The organism is Nocardioides albidus (genome assembly GCF_006335005.1).
GTDB classification, from domain to species: domain Bacteria; phylum Actinomycetota; class Actinomycetes; order Propionibacteriales; family Nocardioidaceae; genus Nocardioides; species Nocardioides albidus.
The window spans coordinates 524,058-547,738 of record NZ_VDMP01000027.1; the positions used below are offsets into that span (position 1 = coordinate 524,058).

Annotated in this window: 20 protein-coding genes; 14 read left to right on the forward strand and 6 right to left on the reverse strand. The window is 72.8% G+C overall.

Annotation, left to right across the window (positions count from 1 at the left end; all coding sequences use genetic code 11):
- The 3 genes from FHP29_RS20900 to lon all read left to right on the forward strand — a co-directional run.
- Window positions 1–743, forward strand: a 743-nt coding sequence (locus tag FHP29_RS20900; RefSeq protein ID WP_139624773.1) for a DUF2786 domain-containing protein, incomplete at its 5' end; no start/stop codon positions are given.
- Window positions 744–761: 18 nt separating this feature from the next.
- Complete coding sequence (locus tag FHP29_RS20905; RefSeq protein WP_240044641.1) at window positions 762–1,301, forward strand: Uma2 family endonuclease; 540 nt, start codon at window positions 762–764, stop codon at window positions 1,299–1,301.
- Window positions 1,302–1,376: 75 nt separating this feature from the next.
- Window positions 1,377–3,716 carry an endopeptidase La gene (gene lon / locus FHP29_RS20910; RefSeq protein ID WP_139624775.1) on the forward strand — a complete coding sequence of 780 codons (2,340 nt, stop codon included), beginning with the start codon at window positions 1,377–1,379 and terminating at the stop codon, window positions 3,714–3,716.
- A 122-nt stretch (window positions 3,717–3,838) separates the two neighbouring features.
- Here the strand turns inward: lon and FHP29_RS20915 are convergent, their stop codons facing one another.
- Window positions 3,839–5,497 carry a DNA repair helicase XPB gene (locus tag FHP29_RS20915; protein ID WP_139624776.1) on the reverse strand — a complete coding sequence of 553 codons (1,659 nt, stop codon included), beginning with the start codon at window positions 5,495–5,497 and terminating at the stop codon, window positions 3,839–3,841.
- A 440-nt stretch (window positions 5,498–5,937) separates the two neighbouring features.
- Window positions 5,938–8,025, reverse strand: coding sequence for a helicase-associated domain-containing protein (locus FHP29_RS20920; RefSeq protein WP_240044642.1), 2,088 nt, complete (start codon window positions 8,023–8,025; stop codon window positions 5,938–5,940).
- A 243-nt stretch (window positions 8,026–8,268) separates the two neighbouring features.
- Between FHP29_RS20920 and FHP29_RS20925 the strand changes: the two genes are divergently transcribed.
- From FHP29_RS20925 to FHP29_RS23170, 3 genes are read left to right on the forward strand one after another with little or no spacing between them, the layout of a single operon-like run.
- Window positions 8,269–9,108 carry a PP2C family protein-serine/threonine phosphatase gene (locus tag FHP29_RS20925; protein ID WP_139624778.1) on the forward strand — a complete coding sequence of 280 codons (840 nt, stop codon included), beginning with the start codon at window positions 8,269–8,271 and terminating at the stop codon, window positions 9,106–9,108.
- Entirely contained in the window at window positions 9,105–10,838 is a 1,734-nt protein-coding gene (locus FHP29_RS20930; protein WP_139624779.1) for an FHA domain-containing protein, read from the forward strand. Before FHP29_RS20925 ends, FHP29_RS20930 begins: the two co-directional genes overlap by 4 nt.
- A gap of 29 nt (window positions 10,839–10,867) precedes the next feature.
- Entirely contained in the window at window positions 10,868–12,109 is a 1,242-nt protein-coding gene (locus tag FHP29_RS23170; RefSeq protein WP_139624781.1) for an RDD family protein, read from the forward strand.
- Window positions 12,110–12,122: 13 nt separating this feature from the next.
- Here the strand turns inward: FHP29_RS23170 and FHP29_RS20940 are convergent, their stop codons facing one another.
- Window positions 12,123–12,719 carry a GNAT family N-acetyltransferase gene (locus tag FHP29_RS20940; protein ID WP_139624782.1) on the reverse strand — a complete coding sequence of 199 codons (597 nt, stop codon included), beginning with the start codon at window positions 12,717–12,719 and terminating at the stop codon, window positions 12,123–12,125.
- Window positions 12,720–12,812: 93 nt separating this feature from the next.
- On the opposite strand from FHP29_RS20940, the gene FHP29_RS20945 reads away from it, so the two are divergent.
- Complete coding sequence (locus tag FHP29_RS20945) at window positions 12,813–13,208, forward strand: cold-shock protein (RefSeq protein WP_139624783.1); 396 nt, start codon at window positions 12,813–12,815, stop codon at window positions 13,206–13,208.
- Between the two features lie 13 nt (window positions 13,209–13,221).
- Here the strand turns inward: FHP29_RS20945 and FHP29_RS20950 are convergent, their stop codons facing one another.
- Window positions 13,222–14,667, reverse strand: coding sequence for an MFS transporter (locus FHP29_RS20950; RefSeq protein WP_240044643.1), 1,446 nt, complete (start codon window positions 14,665–14,667; stop codon window positions 13,222–13,224).
- A 59-nt stretch (window positions 14,668–14,726) separates the two neighbouring features.
- Between FHP29_RS20950 and FHP29_RS20955 the strand changes: the two genes are divergently transcribed.
- On the forward strand, window positions 14,727–15,503 hold the full coding sequence (locus tag FHP29_RS20955; protein ID WP_240044644.1) for a DUF3027 domain-containing protein: 777 nt from the start codon (window positions 14,727–14,729) through the stop codon (window positions 15,501–15,503).
- A 659-nt stretch (window positions 15,504–16,162) separates the two neighbouring features.
- On the opposite strand, the gene FHP29_RS20960 is transcribed toward FHP29_RS20955, so the two are convergent.
- Complete coding sequence (locus tag FHP29_RS20960) at window positions 16,163–16,792, reverse strand: class I SAM-dependent methyltransferase (RefSeq protein WP_139624784.1); 630 nt, start codon at window positions 16,790–16,792, stop codon at window positions 16,163–16,165.
- Window positions 16,785–17,078, reverse strand: a complete 294-nt coding sequence (locus FHP29_RS20965) for a DUF2530 domain-containing protein (RefSeq protein ID WP_240044645.1) — start codon at window positions 17,076–17,078, stop codon at window positions 16,785–16,787. The genes FHP29_RS20960 and FHP29_RS20965 overlap by 8 nt, the downstream gene beginning before the upstream one ends.
- Before the next feature lie 58 nt (window positions 17,079–17,136).
- Here FHP29_RS20965 and FHP29_RS20970 point away from each other — a divergent pair, with 58 nt between their 5' ends.
- The 6 genes from FHP29_RS20970 to fusA all read left to right on the forward strand — a co-directional run bounded on the left by FHP29_RS20970 (window position 17,137) and on the right by fusA (window position 23,625).
- Entirely contained in the window at window positions 17,137–17,586 is a 450-nt protein-coding gene (locus FHP29_RS20970) for a MarR family transcriptional regulator (protein WP_240044646.1), read from the forward strand.
- Window positions 17,587–17,684: 98 nt separating this feature from the next.
- Window positions 17,685–18,902, forward strand: coding sequence for an MFS transporter (locus tag FHP29_RS20975; protein ID WP_240044667.1), 1,218 nt, complete (start codon window positions 17,685–17,687; stop codon window positions 18,900–18,902).
- Complete coding sequence (locus FHP29_RS20980; protein WP_139624789.1) at window positions 18,899–20,356, forward strand: NCS2 family permease; 1,458 nt, start codon at window positions 18,899–18,901, stop codon at window positions 20,354–20,356. Before FHP29_RS20975 ends, FHP29_RS20980 begins: the two co-directional genes overlap by 4 nt.
- A gap of 225 nt (window positions 20,357–20,581) precedes the next feature.
- Window positions 20,582–20,956 carry a 30S ribosomal protein S12 gene (gene rpsL / locus FHP29_RS20985; protein ID WP_038677267.1) on the forward strand — a complete coding sequence of 125 codons (375 nt, stop codon included), beginning with the start codon at window positions 20,582–20,584 and terminating at the stop codon, window positions 20,954–20,956.
- A gap of 1 nt (window position 20,957) precedes the next feature.
- Window positions 20,958–21,428: a 30S ribosomal protein S7 gene (rpsG, locus tag FHP29_RS20990; protein WP_139624791.1), complete on the forward strand. Its 471-nt coding sequence runs from the start codon at window positions 20,958–20,960 to the stop codon at window positions 21,426–21,428.
- Window positions 21,429–21,510: 82 nt separating this feature from the next.
- The gene (gene fusA / locus FHP29_RS20995; protein WP_139624792.1) at window positions 21,511–23,625 is read left to right on the forward strand and encodes an elongation factor G; all 2,115 of its coding nucleotides are present in this window, start codon (window positions 21,511–21,513) and stop codon (window positions 23,623–23,625) included.
- The last annotated feature ends 56 nt before the right edge of the window (window positions 23,626–23,681 follow it).

Genomic DNA, 23,681 nt, shown 5'->3' on the forward strand with positions numbered 1-23,681 from the left:
CCGGGGCCGATCCGTCGGTGGTGGAGGTCGCCTCGCCCTGTGGGCCGGCGACGGCCGACCCGGTCCTGGAGCGGATCCGCAAGCTGCTGGCGAAGGCGGAGTCGACGGTGTTCGAGGCCGAGGCGGAGGCGCTGACGGCCAAGGCTCAGCAGCTGATGGCGCGGCACGCCGTCGACCGCGCGCGGCTCCTCGACCACGGCCGGCCCCTGGCGGACGATCGCCCGAGCATGGTCAGGCTCCCGTTGGAGGCGCCCTACGCGAGCGCCAAGGGCGTGCTGCTCGCGGCCGTCGCACAGGCGAACCGCTGTCGCTCGGTCGAGCTCGGCGGACTCGGTCTGGCCGCCGTCGTCGGTCACGCCGAGGACCTCGCTGCCGTCGACGTCCTCTTCACCTCCCTGCTCGTGCAGGCCGGCAACGCGCTGGCCGCGGCCGCCCGGGACGCCGGGGCCGGTGATCGCGTCCGGTCCAGTGCCTTCCGGCAGTCCTTCCACCTCGGCTTCGCCGCCCGGATCCGCGAGCGGCTGACGGCAGTGGAGGCGGCGGTGCTGGCGGACCCGTCGTCCTCCGGCTCCCTGCCGGTGCTCAGGTCGCGGGCCGGGGTTGTCGACGACGAGTTCGAGCGGCTCTTCGGCGGCCGGTTGCGGGACCGCTCGATCGGCGGGAGGTACGACGCGTGGGGCGCGGCGCAGGGACGATCGGCCGCCGACCGTGCGCGGCTGCGCGCTGGCGAGCTCTCGGCATGAGGAGGCACGATGAGAGACATGACCACTCCGACCCTCGGCCCGGGCCACACCCGCGCGGATCTCGACCGGATGCCCGACGACGGCAACCGCTACGAGCTGCTCGAGGGTGAGATCGTCATGTCGCCGTCGCCCTCCTTCGATCACCAGCGCTCGTCCGGCAACCTCTACTTCGCGTTGCGGCTCGCATGCCCCACGGGACTCGTCGTCCTCGCTGCGCCCTTCGACGTGCAGGTGGAGGAGCTGTCCGTGGTCGAGCCCGACCTTCTCGTCGTCGAGCGCGACCGGCCCGAGCAGCGCGGTCTGACGGGCGCGCCGCTCCTGGTCGTCGAGATCCTCTCGCCGAGCAGTCGTGGCCGCGACCAGGTGCGCAAGAAACGGATCTACGAGCGGGCCGGCGTGCCGTCGTACTGGATCCTCGACCCCGAGGTCCCGAGCCTCACCGCGTGGGAGTTGCGGGACGGCCGCTACGAGGTGGCGGCGCTGGTCGCGGGCGACGAGGAGTGGACCGCCGCCGCGCCGTACGACATCTCCCTCGTCCCGGCGCGTCTGCTCGACTGACTCCGGCGGAAGGTTCCCGAGTTCGCCGACCGCGAACGGCGGAACAGCCCTGTTCCGCCCGGCATTGGAAGGGTCATGACGAACCCGATCCAGCTTCCGGTGCTGTTCTGTTCCGACGTGGTGGTGCTCCCCGGGATGGTCGTGCGGGTCGAGCTCGACGAGCCCGCCCGAGCCGCCATCGACGCCGCCCAGCTGGCCTCCCGCGAGAGCGGTGAGAGCCCCCAGGTCCTCCTCGCGCCCCGCCTCGAGGACCACCGCTACGCCTCCTACGGCGTCGTGGCGAGCGTCGAGAAGGTCGGCCGGTTCTCCGGCGGCGAGCCCGCCGCGGTGCTCAAGGCCGGCGGCCGGGCCCGCATCGGCAGCGGCGTGACCGGACCCGGCGCGGCGCTCTGGGTCGAGGTCGATCCCGCCGACGGGGGCGTGGTGGACGACGTGGTCCGCGGGCTGGCCGAGGACTACCGCAAGCTGGTCGTCGGCCTGCTGCAGCGGCGCGAGGCCTGGCAGGTCGCCGACCAGGTGACCCGGATCGAGGATCCCTCCGCCCTGGCCGACACAGCCGGCTACGCGCCGTACCTCTCCGACGACCGCAAGCGCCAGCTCCTCGAGACCCCACTCGTCGCCGAGCGGCTGCGCCTGCTGCTCGAGTGGACCCGCGACTTCGTCGCCGAGTCCGAGGTCAGCGACAAGATCGACGCGGACGTGCGGGAGTCGCTGGAGAAGTCGCAGCGGGAGTTCCTGTTGCGCCAGCAGCTCGCCGCGATCCGCAAGGAGCTCGGCGAGAGCGACCCCGAGGGTGGCGACGACTACCGCGCCCGGATCGAGGCCGCCGACGTCCCCGACGCCGTCCGGGAGGCCCTGCTGCGTGAGGTCGACAAGCTCGAGCGCGCCAGCGACCAGAACCCGGAGGCCGGCTGGATCCGCACCTGGCTCGACACCGTCCTGGACCTGCCCTGGGCGGTCCGGACCGAGGACGACACCGACGTCGTCGCGGCCCGCACGGTGCTCGACGCCGACCACCACGGACTGGACGAGGTGAAGGACCGGATCACCGAGTACCTCGCCGTCCGTGCGCGCCGCGCCGAGCGCGGTCTCGAGGTCGTCGGTGGGCGCGGCTCCGGCGCCGTCGTCCTGCTGGCCGGCCCTCCCGGCGTCGGCAAGACCTCCCTCGGCGAGTCCGTCGCCCGCGCGCTCGGCCGGAAGTTCGTCCGGGTCGCCCTCGGCGGCGTCCGCGACGAGGCGGAGATCCGCGGTCACCGGCGCACGTACGTCGGCGCGCTGCCCGGTCGCGTCGTGAGGGCGATCAAGGAGGCCGGCTCGATGAACCCGGTCGTGCTGCTCGACGAGGTCGACAAGGTCGGATCCGACTACCGGGGCGACCCGGCGGCGGCGCTGCTCGAGGTGCTCGACCCCGCGCAGAACCACACCTTCCGCGATCACTATCTCGAGCTCGACCTCGACCTGTCCGACGTGCTGTTCATCGCGACGGCCAACGACATCGGCTCGATCCCGCCCGCGTTGCTCGACCGGATGGAGCTGGTGGCCATCGACGGCTACACCGAGGAGGACAAGGTCGCGATCGCGCGCGACTTCCTGGTCCCGCGTCAGCTCGAGCGGGCCGCGCTGTCGGTCGACGAGGTGACGATCAGCGACGAGGCGCTGCGCGAGATCGCGGCGAACTACACCCGCGAGGCCGGTGTGCGCCAGGTCGAGCGGCTGCTCGCCAAGGCGTTCCGCAAGGTCACCGCGCGGCTCGCGTCGGGGGAGGTGGAGCGCGTCGACATCGTGGTCGGCGAGCTCGAGGACCTGATCGGGCGGCCGCGGTTCACCCCGGACCTCGAGGAGCGCACGTCGGTCCCCGGCGTCGCCACCGGACTCGCGGTCACCGGCATGGGCGGTGACGTGCTGTACGTCGAGACCTCGGTCGCCGACGGCGAGACGGGCCTGACGGTGACCGGCCAGCTCGGGGACGTGATGAAGGAGTCCGCCCGGATCGCCCTGTCGTGGGTGCGCTCGCACGCCGCCGAGCTGGGCATCCCGGCCACCGCCTTCGAGCGGTCGATCCACGTGCACTTCCCCGCGGGCGCCGTACCCAAGGACGGTCCGTCCGCGGGCGTCACCATGGTCACCGCGCTCGTGTCGCTCCTGACCGGGCGGCCGGTGCGCTCCGACATCGCGATGACCGGCGAGGTCACGCTGTCCGGCAGGGTCCTGCCGATCGGCGGGGTGAAGCAGAAGCTGCTCGCCGCCCAGCGTGCCGGTGTCGCCGAGGTGTTCATCCCCGAGCGCAACCGCCCCGACCTCGACGACGTCCCCGCCGAGATCCTCGCGGCGCTGACCGTGACCCCGGTCGGTGCCGTCACCGAGATCCTCGAGCGCGCGCTCGTCGCCGCGGACGCGGGATCCGCCGCGGCCTGATCTGGCGCCGCCTCATGTAACTCGGTGTTCCGTCGTCTACCACGGTCTCGTGACCGGTCAGGAGACCGTGGTAGTTGCACGAACACCGAGTTACATGACGCGGGCCCCCGCCCGACACCCCCTCAGGCGCCGGCGAGGTCCTCGGCGTCGATGATCCGGTACGCATAGCCCTGCTCGGCGAGGAAGCGCTGCCGGTTCTGGGCGAACTCGGCGTCGACGGTGTCGCGGGCGACGATCGTGTAGAAGTGCGCGACCTTCCGCTCACCGTCGGGCCCGGGCTCGCCCGGCCGCAGCAGCCGTCCGAGCCGCTGGGCCTCCTCCTGGCGTGACCCGAACGACCCGGACACCTGGATCGCGACCTCGGCGGTCGGCAGGTCGATGGAGAAGTTGGCGCCCTTCGACACGACCAGCAGTCCGACCTCCCCGGACCGGAAGGCGTCATAGAGCCGCTGGCGCTCCTTGACCGTGGTCTGGCCGGTGATGACGGGAGCGTCCAGCGTCTCGGCGAGCTCGTCGAGCTGCTCGAGGTACTGGCCGATCACCAGCGTCGGCTGACCCGCGTGGCGGGTGACGAGGTCGCGCACGACACCGAGCTTCTCCGGGGTGCAGGCGGCGAGACGGTACCTCTCCTCCGGCTCCGCGGTCGCGTACGTCATCCGCGCGGAGTCGGGGAGCGAGACGCGCACCTCGATGCAGTCGGCCGGGGCGATCCAGCCCTGTGCCTCGATGTCCTTCCACGGGGCGTCGTACCGCTTCGGCCCGATCAGGGAGAACACGTCGCCCTCGCGCCCGTCCTCGCGCACCAGGGTCGCGGTCAGCCCGATCCGCCGGCGCGCCTGGAGGTCCGCGGTCATCCGGAAGATCGGCGCCGGCAGCAGGTGCACCTCGTCGTACACGATGAGGCCCCAGTCGCGGGCGTCGAAGAGCTCGAGGTGCGGATAGACACCCTTCCGCTTGGTGGTGACGACCTGGTACGTCGCGATGGTGACCGGCCGGATCTCCTTGACGGTGCCCGAGTACTCGCCGATCTCGTCCTCGGTCAGGGACGTACGGCGAACCAGCTCGTCCTTCCACTGCCGGGCGCTGACGGTGTTGGTGACCAGGATGAGCGTGGTCGCCTTGGCGTGCGCCATCGCGGCCGCGCCGACCAGGGTCTTGCCCGCCCCGCAGGGCAGGACCACCACGCCGGAGCCGCCGTGCCAGAACGACTCGGCCGCGTCGCGCTGGTAGTCGCGCAGCGTCCAGCCCTCCTCGGCCAGGTCGATCGCGTGAGCCTCGCCATCGACGTACCCGGCGTAGTCCTCGGCCGGCCAACCCAGCTTGAGCAGGGCCTGCTTGAGGTTGCCACGCTCGGAGGGATGGACCGCGACGGTGTCGTCGTCGAGCCGGGCGCCGAGCATCCCGGAGATCCGCTTCGCGCGCAGCACCTCCTCCAGCACGGGCCGGTCGCTCGAGGCGAGCACGAGCCCGTGCACGGGGTGCTTCTCCAGACGGAGCCGCCCGTAGCGGGCCATGGTCTCGGCGACGTCGACCAGCAGCGCATGCGGGACCGGGTAGCGCGACCAGGTCAGCAGCGTGTCGACCACCTGCTCCGCGTCGTGCCCGGCCGCCCGCGCGTTCCACAGCCCCAGCGGAGTGAGCCGGTAGGTGTGGATGTGCTCCGGCGAGCGCTCCAGCTCGGCGAAAGGTGCGATCGCCTTGCGGCACTCGGCGGCCTGCGGGTGGTCGACCTCCAGCAGCAGCGACTTGTCCGACTGCACGATCAGGGGTCCGTCTGTCACCGCACGAGTCTAGTTGGAGGGCGCGAGCGCGTCGCTCGTACCTCGCGCCGCGCTGCCGCGCACGCGGTCGAGTCCGGTAGGTGGTTCCGTCCGCCTGGCGGCCACACCGTCGGCTCGCGGAAAGCCTCGGCTCCTGCGCTCCGGTCGCTCCTTCGTCGCTCTCTCCGCTCCGTCGCCCACGCTTCCCGCGACGACCGACGTCGCTCCTCTAATCGCGCGAGCGCGTCGCTCCTTCGTCGCGCCGCGCTGCCGCGCACGCGGTCGAGTCCGGTAGGTGGGTCCGTCCGCCTGGCGGCCACACCGTCGGCTCGCGGAAAGCTCGGCTCCTGCGCTCCGGTCGCTCCTCCGTCGCTCTCCCCGCTCCGTCGCCCACGCTTCCCGCGACGGCCGACGTCGCTCCTTCGTCGCGCCGCGCTGCCGCGCCCGCCGGCCGCTGCCGGCTACCCGACCGGGATGACCCTGCCGATCCGGTGCACGGCATAGCGGCGCTCCGCGTCGGGGTCGTCCTCGCCGGCGTCCGCGTCGAGGGCGGTGAGCTGGCCACCCTCGACCACGAGGGGACGGACGGTCCGCTCCGAGACGACGCCCTGGTTGTCGGTGAAGGCGATGAGCACGGCGCCGCCCCGCTCGATCGCGTCGCGCAGGGCCGAGAGCACCCCGCCACCCGGGGCGGAGGCCGAGGCGGGCCGGGAGCGAGCCGCCTCGTCGCCCTCGCGCACCGTCGCCACGGCGGAGGCGGCCTGGGCCGCCTGCCGGGCGGCCGCCCGGGCGGCGTCGGCGCGGTCGCGGGTCCGGGGCGGGCGGGCCCGCAGTGCGTCCGGGGCGCCGACGCGGACGACGCCGTCGGGGCCCTCGACCACGGGCGCCAGTCCGAGCTCACGCAGCCGCGGGAGGAGGACGTCGATCGGCTGCGTGGACACGAGGACCGTGGGCGCGATCCGCTGGAGCCCGAGCCCGGGGGCCTTGGGGTGGTTGACCAGGGCGGCGAGCGCGGCCTCGTCCTCGGAGCGCACGAACGAGGACGCCATCCCCACCCGCAGCCGGCCGAAGGAGCGGACCACGTCGTCGATCAGGTAGCTCAGCGGCTGCGGGACGGGCGTGCGCGAGGCCGCCAGCACGAATGCGTGCAGCTCGGCGGCCGTCCAGCCGGCGTCCAGCGCACGGCGTACCGAGCCGGCGGTGAAGCGGTAGACGGTCGCGGCCCCGTGCGACTCGACGTCGGCGACCTGCTGGAGGCGGCGCGCCAGGTCCGGCTCCAGCGGCCCCGGGGCGACGGCGGTCAGGTCGGCCTGGACGAGCACGTGGTCGACCGGGGGAGGCAGCAGGTCGGCCAGCACCGGGGCGGGGTCGTGTCCCTCCAGCAGCGGTCGGGCGTACGGCGCCAGCACGTCCGCGCCGGTGAGTCCGAGGACCGCGGCCTCGGCGACCGCCCACGCCACCAGGTCGGGGCGGGTACGGGGACGGCGCGGGCGCTCCCACGCGACCCGCGCGACGAGCGAGGGCAGACCGGTGCCGGCGGCGAGACCGTGCCCCTCCGGCAGGTCGGCGAGGATCCGCAGTGCCATCTCCTTGGCCTCCGGCATGCCGGAGGCCGAGAGCTCGGGGGTGAGCGCGTTCCACGGCTTCTGGTCCGGGCCCCGCTCGCCGACCAGCGAGGGGAGCCGCGAGCTCGACAGCCACGCGCGGGCCAGCACGGCCCACCGCTCGGCGACCGGGCGCTCGGCCCACTCGTCGAACACCGTGGTCGGCACCCACACCGGGTTGCCGTCGGCGTCGGCGCGCGTCGCCGCCAGACCCGCGTCGTGCGCGAGCTCGACCAGCAGCGCCGCCTCGGGCTCGGCGACCTGCAGCTGGGCCGCGGCGGCGCGCAGCTCCCGCACGCCCAGGCCGGTGGTGCGCAGCGCGGCGGCGGGCCGGCCGCCCCACCACTCGAGGAGCAGGCCCACGCGTCGTACGAGGTCGGTGGCGGCGCCGAGGGCCGCGCTGGCCGCCAGCCGGGGGGAGCGCGCTTCGGCGGCCACCGCGGGCGGTTCGTCGACCGGGCCGGTCGTCGTCCGGCCACCGCGCACGACCAGGCCGACCTCTCCGGGCACGACGAGCAGGCCGGGGAGGAGCGAGCCTCCCGGGACGAGCAGACGGTGGGCGACCAGGAGCTCGGCGGGGGTCTCGGCGTCCTCCGGGCGCAGGCCGACCCGGACGGTGCCGGACTTGGCTGTGCCGCCCTCCGTGATGACGTGGTCGAGCATCGCCCGGGCGGCCGGCGGCAGCGATGCGAGGACCTCGGCGATCTCCTCGGCGGGCCGGGCCGACGACGACCGTGGCCGCAGCCCGCTCACGCCGGCGTCCGCTCCGCCGATCATCGCGTCGGCCACGCCGCTGAGCGCGCGCAGCCCCTCGGGGGAGTCCCAGGCGAGCGCGAGATCGCGCAGCCGGGCGAGCGTCGCCTCGACGTACCCCGTCTCGGCGCGGACGATCGCGGCGACTTCGCGATCGGTGGTTTGACCGGCGACGACGAGGGCATCAAGCACCGAGAGCTCGCCTCGGGTGAGGCCGTCGAGCGCGCGTGCGATCGAGTTCCTCACCGCAGCGCGGGACGCGAGTTGTCCGAAGTCGTGAGGGGCAGGGGTGGCCAGGTCGGGACGTGCGGTGAGCAGGCGCTGGAGCCGATCGTCGGGCCACGACCGCAACTGGTCGGCCAACGACCGGTGTCCCCTCCGTCCCGCTCCCACGGCCTCAACGCTAGACGAGTCCTCGTCAGCGGGCCCCCGCGCATGAACCGGGTCGAGCTGCACCACGGTGCCGCGACCGATGTCGGGCTGGTCCGGGAGGTCAACGAGGACGCCTTCTTGGCGGACCCGCCCGTCTTCGTGGTCGCCGACGGCATGGGCGGGCACGACCGTGGCGACGTGGCGAGCACCTATGCCGTCGAGGAGCTCGCCCGCCTCGCCCACCGCGACTACGACCTCGAGGAGGGAGCCGCGGCGGTCGACGCGGCGCTCCAGGTCGCGCAGGACCGCCTGCTCGCCTATGACGAGGAGCAGCGCTCCGCCGGCGCCGGGGAGGCCTTCGCGGCCGGAACCACCGTGGTGCTCGCCCTCCTCGTGCAGTCCGCGGGCGGCCCGCACTGGCTGCTCGCCAACGTCGGGGACTCCCGGATCTACCGCTACAACGAGGGCGAGCTCGAGCAGATCAGCGTCGACCACAGCCTGGTCCAGGAGCTCGTCGACGCCGGACGGATCACCGCCGACGACGCCGCGGTCCATCCGAGCCGCAATGTCATCACCCGCGCCCTCGGCGGTGCGGCGATGCCCGGCGCGGTCAGCGGCGCCGCCGACTACTACCTCCTGCCGCTCGCCGCGGCCGAGCGCCTGCTGCTGTGCTCGGACGGCGTGAGTGGCATGGTGGACGACGTGACCATCGCCTCGATCCTCGCCGGGTACGACGACCCGCGCGACGCCGCCGACGCGCTCGTCGCCGCCGCCGTCAGCGCGGGTGGGCACGACAACGCGACAGCGGTCGTGGTCGATGTGGTGGGATTGGCGAACGACGACCCGTACGACTCGCACGCGCAGCGGCTGAGTCTGGAGCAGAAGTTGGGGGCACTCCCATGACCCAGAGCGGTGATGCCTGGTCCTACCGCACCGGTGCGTGGTTCGCGGTCTTCGGACCCGAGGCCGCGATCGTGCTGCCCGCGTCGCAGAAGGAGCAGGTCGTGCGCCTCTGGGCGCTGGTCGACGGGGGTGCGGGCTTCGACGACGTCCTCGACGGGCTGCTCGCCTCCGGGCTGAGCCGGATCCCGGGGTTCGCTCTGGTCAGCAGCGACGAGGGCCCGACCCGGGTGCTGCTGCGCGGCGCCGGCGTGGTCGCCACCGTCACCGCCGCTGGCGAGACCGTCACGGTCGACGGCGGCGCCAGCCACACCTGGGTCGAGCGGAGCCTCGACGACGTCACCGCGCTCAGCATCGAGCTGCCCGCCGACGAGGACGGCTCGCAGGACGGAGCCGACACGGCCCCAGGCGACCTGCAGATCCTGACCGGTCTGGTCAGGGTGGGCCGGATCGACCGCCCCGCCGTCGCCGCGACGTCCGCCCCCGCGACGCCCGTCCCCGCGGGGGTCGCCGAGTCCGCGGAGGAACCCGGCGACGAGCCCGGCCAGGACCCGGCGCCGGACGCCGGCCTGCCGCCCGCGGTCGGTGGTGCGCACCTCGCCGCGGACCTGCCCGACGCGCCCACGGTGCCTCCGGTGCCGCCGACGCCGAGCGTGCCGCCGGTGCCGGACATGCCCGACGTGCCCGAGGTCCCCGAGCCGCCCCAGATCGACGAGGAGCCCGAGGACGACGAGCAGCCCGCGGAGGCGGCGCTGCCGACCGACGACGAGCCCAGCCCGTCCGACGAGCCCAGCCCGTCCGACGAGCCCAGCCCGCTCGACGAGCCCAGCCCGCTTGACGAGGACGCCGCGGCGGCGACGGAGGCCGCCCACCTCGACGACGACCCGGCCACCGAGGTCCTCGACATGGACGCCGACCTGGACGGCGACCTGGACGGCGAGACGGGCACGGACGAGGCGGTGGCCGATGCGCCTTCGACGCCCGCCCCCGACGGCTGGGTCACGCCCTGGGACACCCCGGCGCCCACCGACCAGTCCGACCAGGCCGACCAGTCCGACCAGGCCGACCAGTCCGACCAGGCCGAGCGACCCGCCGAGCCGCCGACGCCCGCCGTACCTCCGCCCGCGCCGTCGGGCGACGGGGCCGACGTCGCGCCTCCGGGATGGGTGCCGCCCCCGCCCCCGGGGGTCCCGGCCCCCGGTGCGCCGGACGCTCCCGACGCGCCTCCGCTGCCCATCGGATCGTGGGAGCCGGTGGGGCGCATCACCCCGCCGGCGCCCGGCGTCGAGCACGACGGCCACACCGTCGCGGGGGCCGGCGAGCCGCCCGCGCCGCTGGTGCCTCCGGTCCCGGGTGCCCCGGCCGCGCCGCCGGTGACCCAGCCGGTCGCCAAGCTGCTGGTCTCCGACGGCCAGTCGGTCATCGTCGACCGCGCCATCCTCATCGGCCGGGCGCCGGAGGCGCGTCGGTTCACCTCGACCGAGCAGCCGATGCTCGTCACGGTGCCGAGCCGGCTCCACGAGATCTCCTCCACGCACGTCGAGGTCCGCCCCGGTACGGGTGCCGACCTCGGCACCGCGGTCGTGACCGACATGGGCTCGACCAACGGCACCGTCCTGGTGCAGCCGGGGCTGGGTCCTGAGGACCTCAAGCCCGGCATCGCCGTCCAGCTGATCCCCGGCGCGACCATCAACCTCGGTGACGGGATCACCATCCAGGTCACCCGTCCCTGACCTGAGACCCGCTACTCGGAGCGCTCTGCATGACCCACGTCCCCTCCCCGCCTGCCGACGCCGGTGCCCATCCACCGGCGGAGATGGAGCGACGGTTCACCGCCTTCGTCATCGACCGCGCGGTCGGCTGGGGCCTCGCCGCAGCCGCGGCGTTCGGGGTGTGGCGCTTCGTCGACCCCGACGACGGGATGGTCGTCGTCCTCACCTTCCTCGGCGTCGCGGCGTTGGTCGGCCTGGTGCTCGGCGTCCTGGTCGGCGCGACCGGTCTGACACCGGGCAAGTCCGCCACCGGGCTGCGTGTCGTGCGGCGTACGACGGGACGACCGGTCGGCGTCGGCGCCGGCCTGATGCGCGCGATCGTCCTCGGCCTCGCCGGTCTGCCCACCGCGGGCCTCGGGCTGGCCACCTTCGCCTGGACCGCCGCCATGGACCCCGACCGGCAGCGCCGCGGGCTCCACGACCGGATCGGCGACGCCATGGTGGTCGACGTGCGTCCCCAGGAGGTCGAGGCCGCCCCTGAGGTCGAGCGTCCGCAGCAGATCGTGAACCTGACCGCGATGCGGCTGCTGCCGTCGCCGGTCGAGGAGCACACGACCCCGCCGATGCCCGACCCCACCCCGACGCCCACCTCCACCCCCGTCCCCACCCCCGTCCCCACCCCCGTCCCCACCCCCGTGCCGACCCCCGTGCCGGCCCCCGTCTCCACCCCCGTGCCGGCCGCCGTGCCCGCGGCACCGGCGGCGGTGCCGCCCCCCGTGTCGCCCCCGGCGGCCACTCCGGCTCCGACTCCACCGCTCGCTCCCGCCCCCGCTCCCGCCGCCGCTCCCGCCGCCACTCCTGCGCCGGCCGTCGCTCCCGCCGCCCGGGTCCCCGTGGAGCAGACCCGACTGCGTCCCGAGCCGGGCAGCCAGCCCGCGGCCGCGGCCACCCCCGCCAGCGTGCGGTGGCGGGTGGCCTTCGACACGGGGGAGGCGTTCGTGGTCGAGGGGCTCGCGCTCGTCGGCCGGCGGCCGGAGCCGCGACCGGGGGAGGACGCGCGCCACGTCGTCCCGCTCCGCTCCTCCGACATGTCGCTCTCCAAGACCCACGCGCAGTTCCAGGTCGCGCCCGACGGCGCCCTCGTGGTGATGGACCGGGGCTCGACCAACGGGTCCTATGTCATCCGCAAGGGGATGTCGCGCTCCCTGTCGCCGGGCCGGCCGAGCACGCTGCTGCCCGGCGACGAGGTGCGCTTCGGCGACCGCACCATGAAGGTCGAGCGCGCCGAGTGAGGCCGCTGCACCCTCAGGAGCCCGCCCACTCGCGGCGCAGGAGCCCGTAGACCGCGGTGTCGCTCCACGTCCCGTCGCGATCGGCGTAGTCCTCCCGGGTGTGCGCCTCGCGGGTCATGCCCAGCCGCTCACACAGACGCGCCGAGGCGACGTTGCGGGGATCGAGCCGCGCCATCAGCCGGTGCAGCGGGTAGTGGGTGAACGCCAGGTCGACGAGCGCCCGCGCGGCCTCGGTCGCGAACCCGCGCCCGGCGTACTCCGGTGAGAACACCCAGCCCAGCTCCCCGATCGCCGGTGGGTCCTGCGGACCGTGCCGGTCGGTGAGGCGCAGCATGACGTCGCCGACGAGCACGTCGTCGTGCAGCACCGCCAGGCACAGACTCTCGCCCGGCACCGACGGCGCCGTCGCGGCCACCAGCCGTGCCATCCGCTCCGCCAGGCCCTCGGCGTCCAGTGCGGCGAACGGCAGGTAGCGGGTGACCTCCGGGTCGGCGCAGTAGGCGCCGATCGCCGCGCCGTCCGAGGCGAGCACGGTGCGCAGCACCAGTCGCCCGGTCGCGAGGGGCAGGGGCGGCGCCGGCTGCGCGGGCGGAGTCGATGCGGTGGTCACGCCGGTGAGAATAGGAGGCGGCCCGGACACTACGATGGCCGCGCGTGCGCCCACCCGGGCGCAGGCGTACGACGAGAGAGGTTGGGCCGACCCGTGCCGACTGGCAAGGTGAAGTGGTACGACGCGGAGAAGGGCTTCGGCTTCCTCTCCCAGCAGGGAGGCGAGGACGTCTACGTCCGCGCCGACGCGCTGCCCGAGGGCGTGACCACCCTCAAGGCGGGCACCCGCGTCGAGTTCGGCATCGCCCAGGGCCGGCGCGGCGAGCAGGCCCTGCAGGTCCGCGTCCTCGACGCCCCCGCCTCGGTCTCGCGCAACCAGCAGCAGGCCAAGCGCAAGAAGCCCGAGGAGATGGTCCCGATCGTCGAGGACCTGATCCGCCTGCTCGACGGCGTCGGCGAGGCCTACCGCCACGGCCGTCACCCCGACCGTCGTACGGCGCAGCCCGTGGCCAAGCTGCTGCGCGCGCTCGCCGACGAGCTGGAGTCCTGAGCCGGGCTCGGACTCAACCGGTCGGCGCCGGCCTCGACGCCTTCCGGTCCGGCGCGCTGCGGAGCACGAACACCGCCCACGCGGTCAGCAGCACGGCGGCGAACGCCAGCCCCACGCCGTTGACGGCGGGGTAGGACATCACGACGCCGAGGAAGCCGCCGAACACCCAGGCCAGCTGCAGGGTCGTGTCGCCCTTGGCGAAGGCGCTGGCGTGTGCGCGCACCGGCACGCCGCTCTGGATCGTCGAGTCGAGCGACACCTTCGCGAGGTACTGCATCAGCCCGACCGTCAGTCCCAGCGCCAGCAGGGGGAGCAGGCTGTAGAGCACCGTCGCCAGCACCAACGCGACGATGTCGGCGACCAGAGCCACCACGACCATGACGGCCGGGTTGATCCTGCGGGCGAGCGAGGCGACCACGATCCCGATCGTGTTGCCCAGTCCGGCGGCGCCGATGACCAGACCGACCAGCAGCGTGGAGCGGGTCTTGCTCTCCCAGCCGTCGAGCGGCTCGGTCGCGAGCACGAACGTCATGAACATGGTGAGGAAGCCCGAGAGCAGTCGGGGTCCGCAGTTGGCCCGCAGCGCGAAGGCGACCCGTGGCGGGAGACCGCTGCGCCGCGGCCCGGCGCCCGGCCCCCCGAGCGACTCCTCGCCCGTCGAGGAGTCGACGCGGCTGGGGAGCAGGATGGCGGCGATGGTGCCGACGGTGAACACCACGAACGCGTAGCGGCACGCCCACTCCGGACCGATCCAGTACGCCGCTCCGGCGAGCGGCCCCGAGACGCAGGCGCCGACCACCCCGGCAAGCGCGACCCGGCCGTTGGCCTTGACGAGCGTGATCTCGGAGGGGAGGAGGCGCGGCACGGCGGCCGCCTTCGCGACGCCGTACGCCTTGGAGGAGACGAGGACGCCGAGCGCGGCGACGTAGAACCACGGCGATCCGTCGCCCAGGGTGCCGGCCAGCACCCAGCACAGGAAGGCGCGCAGCGCGAAGGTGGCGCCGATCGCCCAGCGCCGGCCGTGGCTGAACCGGTCGAGGAACGGGCCGATCAGCGGGGCGACGATGGCGAACGGGACCATGGTCAGGCCCAGGAACAGCAGCACGGGGCCGCGCTCGCCGCTGGTGGCGCCGGCGAAGAACACCGTGCCCGCGAGGGCGATCGCGAAGGCCGAGTCACCGGCGGCGTTGCAGGCGTGCAGCTCGATCAGGCGGTTGAGCCCCGAGCGCTCCGCGCCCTGGGCGCCCGCCGCGCGCCGCGCCTGGCGGAAGGTCGCCCGGCCCGCGCGCCCGGTCACGGTCGCGAATCCCTTGAGCCCCCGTGCCGTGGCCTTGGCGCCGGTGCCGATGCCGGCCCCGACCGCTCGCATCGAGCCGGTCTCCGTCAGCTGGGGACTCCCGCCGTCGTCGGCGTCCGGCGGGCTGGCCGGAGGGCGCGGATCGGAGCCGTCGGTGGTCACGCGTCTATCTTGCCTGCCCCGACGTGACGATCCGCGCCGGCATGGGGGATGCTGTGCCGGTGTCCATCCTGGAGCGCAAGCTGACCGACGCCGCCACCGCCGAAGCCGTCGACGCGGCCCGCGCTGCGCTGCTCGAGGAGGTCGACGCCGCCGACGTGGGCGAGCACTCCGGCTACCAGGTCGACGGCCTCCGGGTCGTCACCCACCTGTTCGAGTGCACCAGCAAGGGCTACCGCGGCTGGCACTGGGCGGTCACCCTGACCCGCGCCTCGCGGCAGCGCAAGGTCACCGTCGTCGAGGTCGTCCTCCTGCCCGGATCCGACGCGATCGTCGCTCCGCCCTGGGTCCCCTACCGCGAGCGGCTGCGCCCCGGCGACATGTCGCCCGGTGATCTGCTGCCCGTCGCCGACGACGACCCGCGGCTGGTGCCGACGTACTCCTTCGGCGACGACCCGCTCGACACCGACGAGAAGGCACAGATCCGCCAGGTAGCCAAGGACCTCGGTCTGGGCCGGGTGCGCGTGCTCTCGCCGGAGGGACGCGCCGCCGCCGCCGAGCGCTGGTACGACGGCGAGCCCGGCCCCGACGCCCCGATCGCCAAGTCCGCGCCGCAGCAGTGCTACTCGTGCGGCTTCCTCGTCCGGCTCAACGGGCCGCTCTCGGAGCTGTTCGGGGTCTGCGCCAACGGCGACGCCAACGACGACGGCCGCGTCGTGGCCCACCAGCACGGCTGCGGCGCCCACTCCGAGGTGCGGCTGACCAAGCGTCAGCAGCCCCAGCCGCCCGCGCCGCCCGTCATCGACACCATCTCGCTCGACGACCTCGAGACATTCTGAGTTGGATGGCGCGAGCGCGTCGCTCGTTCCTCGCGCCGCGCTGCCGCGCACGCAGTTGGCTTTCGTAGGTGGTTCCGTCCGCCTGGCGGCCACCGTGTCGGCTCGCGGAAAACTCGGCTCCTTCGCTCCGGTCGCTCCTTCGTCGCTCCCTGCGCTGGGTCGCCGTCGCTTCCCGCGATGCCCGACGCGTGGGGTGGGATGGCGCGAGCGCGGCGTCGCTTCGCTCCGCCGCGCTGCCGCGCGCGCAGTTGGCTTTCGTAGGTGGTTCCGTCCGCCTGGCGGCCACCGTGTCGGCTCGCGGAAAGCTCGGCTCCTTCGCTCCGGTCGCTCCTTCGTCGCTCCCTGCGCTGCGTCGCCGTCGATTCCCGCGATGACCGACGCGTGGGGTGGGATGGCGCGAGCGCAGTCGAGTCCGGTAGATGGTTGCGTTGGTCCGGCGGCCACAGTGTCGGCTCGCGGAAAGGCTCGGCTCCTTCGCTCCGGTCGCTCGTCCCTCGCTCCCTACGCTCCGTCGCCCTCGCTTCCCGCGATGACCGACGCGACGGCTTCCGTGGCGCGAGCGCGTTGTTGGATGGCGCGAGCGCACTCGAGTCCGGTAGGTGGTTGCGCCCGCCTGCCGGCGAGCCTGTCGGCGCGCGACGCCTGGGTGGCTTCGCGGGTCAGGCTCGGGCCAGGATCGCCACGCAGTAGAGGTCGTCGACCGGGCGCAGGTCGTAGCCGCCGAACCGGTGCTGGACGACCAGCCCGGCCTCCTCGACGTCGGCGAGGAACTCCTCGGGGGCGTACTCCCGCGCGGTCGTCGGCCCCTCCTGCAGGTGGAAGCCGACGAGGATCCGCCCGCCGGGGGCGAGCAGGGAGCCGAGGCGTCGCAGGACGGCGACCTCGGTGCCCTCGGCGACGAAGGTGAGCACGTTGCCGACGCACACGACGAGGTCGTAGGCCGTCGGCGCGGCGGCGGAGGTGAGCGCATCGGACGTCAGCGCGAGGATCTCGAGCGGCAGCACCTCCAGCTCGGGCCACAGTCGGCGGGACTGCTCGACGAGGACCGGGTCGGGCTCGGCGGCGGTGACCCGGTGGCCCTGGGCGAGGAGGTGGGCGCCGATGCGCCCCATGCCGGAGCCGGCGTCGAGGATCGCCGCGCCCCGCGGGACCAGGGCGTCGGCGAGCCGCGCCTCACCGACCACGTCGGCGCCCTCCGCGATCAGCTCGGCGAACCGGTCGCCGTACCCGCTGGTCCTCGAGCCACCCAGCGCCCACCGCGTCGGCGGCAGGGGAGGGGCGTCACCCATCGGTGTCGCGCTCGCGCTCGGCGCGGACCTGGCGCCGGCGCTTGCAGTACTCCGAGCCCAGCAGGCCGAGGCCGACGCCGGTGAGGCACATCCAGAGCAGCCAGGTGTGGCCGTCCTCCTCGAGGCGTCCGTAGAACGGCAGCAGCCCGATGAAGGCGAGGAGGAAGAGTCCGGTGCCGACCTGGACCGTCCGCACGCCGTCGACGTCGAGCGGCTCGACGGGTGCGATCAGGTAGGTCCGGTTGCCGATCTCGTGCTGGGTCGGCTGGTCGTCACGGAGCTCCACGCCCTCATGCTACCGCCGGCCGGAATACTTACCGAAGGTAATGACTTATGCTAACGATATGCCGACTCGGGAGTTGCACGTGCGAACCGACGCGGGCCTTGCCAGCGAGCTCCGGTTCGCGGTCATGCGGCTGCGCCGGCGCCTGGCGCGCGAGCGCCACCCGGACAACGACCTCAGCGTCTCCTCGATGGCCGTGCTCCACGCGCTCCACCGCCACGGCGAGCTCGCGGTCGGTGCGCTCGCGGCCCGCGAGCAGGTGCAGCCGCCGAGCATGACCCGCACCGTGACCGCGCTCGCCGACGCCGGACTCGTCGAGCGGTGCGCCCACCCCAGCGACGGCCGCCAGGTCGTCGTCCGCGTCACCGACGAGGGCCGCGCGGTCGTCGCCGCCGACCTGACGCGACGCGACCGGTGGCTCTCGCGCCGCCTCGAGGAGCTGAGCGCCGAGGATCGCGACGTGCTGCGCCGAGCCGCGCCGATCCTGCAACGCCTCGCCGAGTCCGAGTGATTCCTGGCTGAGCCCCCGCGAGCACCCACCACCGGCAGCGACCCGAAGGAGATCCCACGAGCCCCCGATTCCGCTCCCTGTCCCACCCGAACTACCGGCTGTACTTCGCCGGCAGCCTCGTCTCCAACGTCGGCACCTGGATGCAGCGCGTCGCCCAGGACTGGCTGGTCCTGACCATCCCCGGCAACGGCGGCGCCGCGCTCGGCATCACGACCGGCCTGCAGTTCCTGCCGGTCCTGCTGCTCTCCCCGTACGCCGGCGTGCTGGCCGACCGCATCCCCAAGCGCGTCCTGCTGCAGATCACGCAGGCGGTCATGGCGCTCGCCTCGCTCGCGCTCGGCGTGATCGCCGCGCTCGGCGTCGCCGAGACCTGGCACGTCTACCTCATCGCCTTCGTCTTCGGCATCGGCGCCGCGTTCGACGGCCCCGCGCGGCAGGCCTTCGTCTCCGAGCTGGTGGGCGTCGACGACGTCGCCAACGCGGTGAGCCTCAACTCGGCCGCCTTCAACACCGCCCGCCTCGTCGGTCCCGGCCTCGCCGGCCTGCTCATCGGCCTCGGCGGAGGCGGCATGCGCGCCACCGGATGGGTCATCCTCGCCAACGCCCTGTCCTACCTCGCCGTGATCGGCCAGCTGCGCCGGATGGACGAGGACGCCCTCCACTCGCCCCGCCCCTCCGGTCGCACCCCGGGGATGCTCCGCGAGGGCGTCGCCTACCTCCGCGGACAGCCGAAGATGCTGATGATCCTCGTGCTCGTCTTCTTCGTCGGCACCTTCGGGATGAACTTCCAGATCACCTCGGCGCTGATGGCCACCGAGGTCTTCGGCAAGGGCGCGGAGGAGTACGGCGTCCTCGGCTCCGTGCTCGCCATCGGCTCGCTCACCGGCGCACTCGTCGCCGCCGGACGCTCCCGCGTCCGGGTCCGGCTGCTCATGGGCGCCGCCGTGGTGTTCGGCGTGGTCGAGATCGCGGCCGGGCTGATGCCGACGTACCTCACCTTCGTGCTGCTGTGCCCCGTGCTCGGCTTCTCCGTCATCACGGTGCTCAACTCCTGCAACGCCCTCCTGCAGACCGAGTCGGCGCCGGCGCTGCGCGGGCGGGTGATGGCGATCTACATGACGATCGTGATGGGCGGCACGCCCCTGGGCTCGCCGCTCATCGGCTGGATCGGGGAGCAGTTCGGCGCCCGGTGGACGCTGGTCGCCGGGGGAGTGCTGGTTCTGGTCGGCGTCGGCCTCGCCGTCGTGGTGCGCAGGCTGGCGGGAGCGAAGGCCGGTGTCGCTCCGGCGGCGGAGCCTGCCATGCTTCCGCTGTGAACTCGGCCGACTCCCGCGCCTCCGCGAACCCGATCGACCGCTTCTTCTGCGTCTCCGAGCGAGGCTCCAGCCTCGGCCAGGAGGTTCGCGGAGGCGTGGTCACGTTCTTCACGATGGCCTACATCGTCGTGCTGAACCCGCTCATCCTGGGCTACGCCACCGATGTCGACGGCAACTACCTCGGCGGCGGCGCCGCACCGAACCTGCCCGCGATCGCCGCGGGCACGGCGTTGGTCGCGGGCGTGCTGACCATCCTGATGGGCGTCGTGGCCAACTATCCGCTGGCGCTGGCCACCGGCCTGGGGCTCAACGCGTTCCTCGCCTTCGCGGTCGCCAGCCGGATGACCTGGGCCGACGCGATGGGCCTGGTGGTGATCGAGGGCCTCCTCATCCTCGTGCTGGTCCTGACCGGCTTCCGGGCGGCCGTCTTCCGCGCCGTGCCTGCTCAGCTGAAGGTCGCCATCTCGGTCGGCATCGGGCTGTTCATCGCCCTGATCGGCTTCGTCGACGCCGGCGTGGTGAAGCGGATCCCCGACGCCGCCGGCACCACCGTCCCGGTCCAGCTCGGCGCCGACGGCAACCTCAACGGCTGGCCGGTGCTCGTGTTCGTGGTCGGCCTGCTGCTGATGCTGGCCCTGTGGGTGCGCAAGGTGCGGGGCGCGATCCTGGTCTCGATCGTCGTGATGACCGCCGTCGCGGTGGTGGTCGAGGCCGTCGGCGACCTCGGCTCCTCGGCCGAGAAGGCGGGCGGCTGGGCGCTCACGGTGCCGGCGTGGCCCGAGAGCTTCCACGCGCCCGACTTCGGCACGCTCGGGGAGTTCGACCTGCTGGGCTCGTGGGACAAGGTCGGCGTGGTCACCGTGCTGCTGCTGGTCTTCTCGCTCATGCTGGCCGACTTCTTCGACACCATGGGCACCATGACCGCGATCGGCGCGGAGGCCAAGTTGCTCGACGAGGAGGGCATGCCGCCGAACGCCGAGCGGATCCTCGTCGTCGACTCCGTCGCGGCGATCGCCGGCGGCGCGGCCGGCGTCTCGTCGAACACGTCGTACATCGAGTCGGCCTCGGGCGTCGGCGAGGGCGCGCGCACCGGCCTGGCCTCCGTGGTCACCGGCGTGCTCTTCCTGGCGACGATCTTCCTCTCGCCCCTGGTCGCGATGATCCCGTCGGAGGCCGCGGTGCCCGCCCTGGTCCTGGTCGGGTTCTTGATGATGCAGCAGATCACCGGCATCGCCTGGGACGACGTCGAGATCGCGATCCCGGCCTTCCTGACCATCGTGCTGATGCCGTTCACCTACTCGATCACGGCCGGGATCGGGGCCGGCTTCATCGCCTACGCCTTCCTCAAGGTGGTCCGCGGCAAGGCCCGCGAGCTGCACCCGCTGCTGTGGATCGTCGCCGTGCTGTTCGTGGTCTACTTCGCGATCGACCCGATCACGCGCTGGCTGACCTGACCCGGCGCGCTCGCGCGGGCACGCGGCATTTTGACCCGCCTTCGGGGCGGCCGGTAATCTCGAACTTCGTGTCTGGGGCCACCCGGCACGTCGAGCATGCCCTCCCACCGGCTGCCCCTCACGGGCGTGGTGAGCGGGGGAGCACTCCCGGCACAGCATCACCGAACCACCCCGAGCCAGGCACCGTGTCAGGCCGTGAGAACGAAACCGAAAGGGAACCACCAGGTGCCCACCATCAATCAGTTGGTCCGCAAGGGCCGCCAGGACAAGGTGTCGAAGACCAAGACGCCTGCCCTGAAGGGTTCGCCCCAGCGACGCGGTGTGTGCACCCGCGTCTACACCACCACCCCGAAGAAGCCGAACTCCGCCCTGCGCAAGGTCGCCCGCGTGCGCCTGAGCAGCGGCGTCGAGGTCACCGCCTACATCCCGGGCGAGGGTCACAACCTGCAGGAGCACTCGATCGTGCTCGTCCGCGGCGGTCGTGTGAAGGACCTGCCCGGTGTTCGCTACAAGGTCATCCGCGGCGCGCTCGACACCCAGGCCGTGAAGAACCGTAAGCAGGCTCGCAGCCGCTACGGCGCCAAGAAGGAGAAGAGCTGACATGCCGCGCAAGGGCCCCGCTCCGAAGCGCCCCATCGACGTCGACCCGGTCTACGGCTCGCAGCTGGTGAGCCAGCTGGTCTCGAAGGTGCTGCAGGACGGCAAGAAGCAGGTTGCTCAGCGGATCGTCTACGCCGCACTCGAGGGCACCCGTGAGAAGACCGGCACCGACCCGGTCATCACCCTCAAGCGTGCGCTCGACAACGTGCGCCCCGCGCTCGAGGTCAAGTCCCGCCGCGTCGGCGGTGCGACCTACCAGGTCCCGATCGAGGTCAAGGGCAACCGCGGCACCACGCTGTCGCTGCGCTGGCTGGTCGGCTACGCCCAGGAGCGTCGCGAGAAGACCATGGCCGAGCGCCTGCAGAACGAGATCCTCGACGCTGCCAACGGCCTCGGTGCCGCGGTGAAGAAGCGCGAGGACACCCACAAGATGGCCGAGTCGAACAAGGCCTTCGCCCACTACCGCTGGTGACGTCGTCGGAGCGGGCCCGCCACCGCGGCGCCCGCTCCGGCACCACCGGTTCATTCCCCTTACCTAAGGAACGCTGACTCACGTGGCAGTCGACATCACGACGGACCTGAACGCCGTCCGCAACATCGGCATCATGGCGCACATCGACGCCGGCAAGACCACCACCACCGAGCGCATCCTGTTCTACACCGGCATCACCTACAAGATCGGTGAGGTCCACGACGGCGGCGCCACGATGGACTGGATGGAGCAGGAGCAGGAGCGCGGCATCACGATCACGTCCGCCGCGACGACCTGCTGGTGGAAGAAGCACCAGATCAACATCATCGACACCCCCGGCCACGTCGACTTCACCGTCGAGGTCGAGCGCTCGCTGCGCGTCCTCGACGGCGCCGTCGCGGTCTTCGACGGTGTCGCCGGTGTGGAGCCCCAGTCGCAGACGGTGTGGCGCCAGGCCAACAAGTACGCCGTCCCGCGGATGTGCTTCGTCAACAAGCTCGACCGGACCGGTGCGGACTTCTACCGCGTCGTCGACTCGATCGTGCAGAAGCTCAACTCGACCCCGCTGGTCCTGCAGATCCCGATCGGCGCCGAGGGCGACTTCATCGGCGTCGTCGACCTGGTCGAGATGAACGCCAAGGTGTGGCGCGGCGAGACCCAGCAGGGCGAGGACTACGTCGTCGAGGAGATCCCCGCGGACCTGGCCGACAAGGCCGCCGAGTACCGCGAGAAGCTCGTCGAGACCCTCGCCGAGGCCGACGACGACATCATGGAGACCTACCTCGAGGACGGCGACACGTTCGACGTGCCGACCCTCAAGGCCGCCATCCGTCGCGCGACCCTGGCCGACAAGGTCAACCCGATCCTCACCGGCACCGCGTTCAAGAACAAGGGCGTCCAGCCCCTGCTCGACGCGATCGTCGACTACCTCCCCTCGCCGCTCGACGTCGAGGGCATCGTCGGCCACAAGCCGGGCGACGAGGAGACCGAGATCCTCCGCAAGCCGTCGGTCGACGAGCCGCTGTCCGCGCTCGCATTCAAGATCGCGGCCGACCCCCACCTGGGCAAGCTGACCTTCGTGCGCGTCTACTCGGGCAAGCTCGAGGCCGGCGGCACCGTGCTCAACTCGAGCAACGGCCGCAAGGAGCGGATCGGCAAGGTCTACCAGATGCACGCCAACAAGCGTGAGGAGATCGCGTCGGTCGGCGCCGGCCAGATCGTCGCCGTCATGGGCCTCAAGGACACCCGGACCGGGCACACGCTCGCCGACGCGTCCAAGCCGGTCGTGCTGGAGTCGATGACCTTCCCGGCCCCCGTGATCTCGGTGGCCATCGAGCCGAAGACCAAGAGCGACCAGGAGAAGCTCGGCGTCGCGATCCAGCGTCTCGCCGAGGAGGACCCGACCTTCGTCGTCAAGACCGACGAGGAGACCGGCCAGACCATCATCTCGGGCATGGGCGAGCTCCACCTGGAGATCCGCGTCGACCGGATGAAGCGCGAGTTCAAGGTCGAGGCCACCGTCGGCAAGCCGCAGGTCGCCTACCGCGAGACCATCCGCAGCAAGGTCGCGAACCACAGCTACACGCACAAGAAGCAGACCGGTGGCTCGGGCCAGTTCGCGAAGGTCATCATCTCGATCGAGCCCAACGTCGACCCGGAGACCGGTCTCGGCGCTGGATACGAGTTCTCGAACAACGTGACCGGTGGTCGCGTTCCGCGCGAGTACATCCCCTCGGTCGACAACGGTGCCCAGGAGGCCATGGAGTTCGGCGTCCTCGCCGGCTACCCGATGGTCGACGTGAAGGTCTCGCTCGAGGACGGCGCCTACCACGACGTCGACTCGTCCGAGCTCGCGTTCAAGATCGCCGGCATCCAGGCGTTCAAGGAGGCCGCTCGCCAGGCGCGCCCGGTCCTCCTCGAGCCCGTGTTCGCCGTCGAGGTGACCACCCCCGAGGACTTCCTCGGCACGGTCATCGGTGACATCAACAGCCGTCGCGGTCAGATCCGCGCGCAGGAGGAGCGTCACGGCGACATCGTCGTCAGCGCCCTCGTGCCGCTGTCCGAGATGTTCGGGTACGTTGGCGACCTGAGGTCCAAGACCTCCGGTCAGGCGTCGTACTCGATGGAGTTCGACTCGTACGCCGAGGTTCCCACGAACATCGCCGACGAGATCATCAAGAAGGCGCGCGGCGAGTGACCACACGGGGGCTCCGGCCCCCGTGTCCCCGGAGACCCCGGGACTCAACGCAGGCC

Excerpts from the sequence above, each read along its gene's own strand:
- FHP29_RS20905 (WP_240044641.1), top strand. The coding sequence starts at position 762 with ATGACCACTCCGACCCTCGGCCCGGGCCACACCCGCGCGGATCTCGAC.
- lon (WP_139624775.1), top strand. The coding sequence starts at position 1,377 with ATGACGAACCCGATCCAGCTTCCGGTGCTGTTCTGTTCCGACGTGGTG.
- FHP29_RS20925 (WP_139624778.1), top strand. The coding sequence starts at position 8,269 with ATGAACCGGGTCGAGCTGCACCACGGTGCCGCGACCGATGTCGGGCTG.
- FHP29_RS20930 (WP_139624779.1), top strand. The coding sequence starts at position 9,105 with ATGACCCAGAGCGGTGATGCCTGGTCCTACCGCACCGGTGCGTGGTTC.
- FHP29_RS23170 (WP_139624781.1), top strand. The coding sequence starts at position 10,868 with ATGACCCACGTCCCCTCCCCGCCTGCCGACGCCGGTGCCCATCCACCG.
- FHP29_RS20960 (WP_139624784.1), bottom strand. The coding sequence starts at position 16,792 with ATGGGTGACGCCCCTCCCCTGCCGCCGACGCGGTGGGCGCTGGGTGGC.
- FHP29_RS20970 (WP_240044646.1), top strand. The coding sequence starts at position 17,137 with ATGCCGACTCGGGAGTTGCACGTGCGAACCGACGCGGGCCTTGCCAGC.
- rpsG (WP_139624791.1), top strand. The coding sequence starts at position 20,958 with ATGCCGCGCAAGGGCCCCGCTCCGAAGCGCCCCATCGACGTCGACCCG.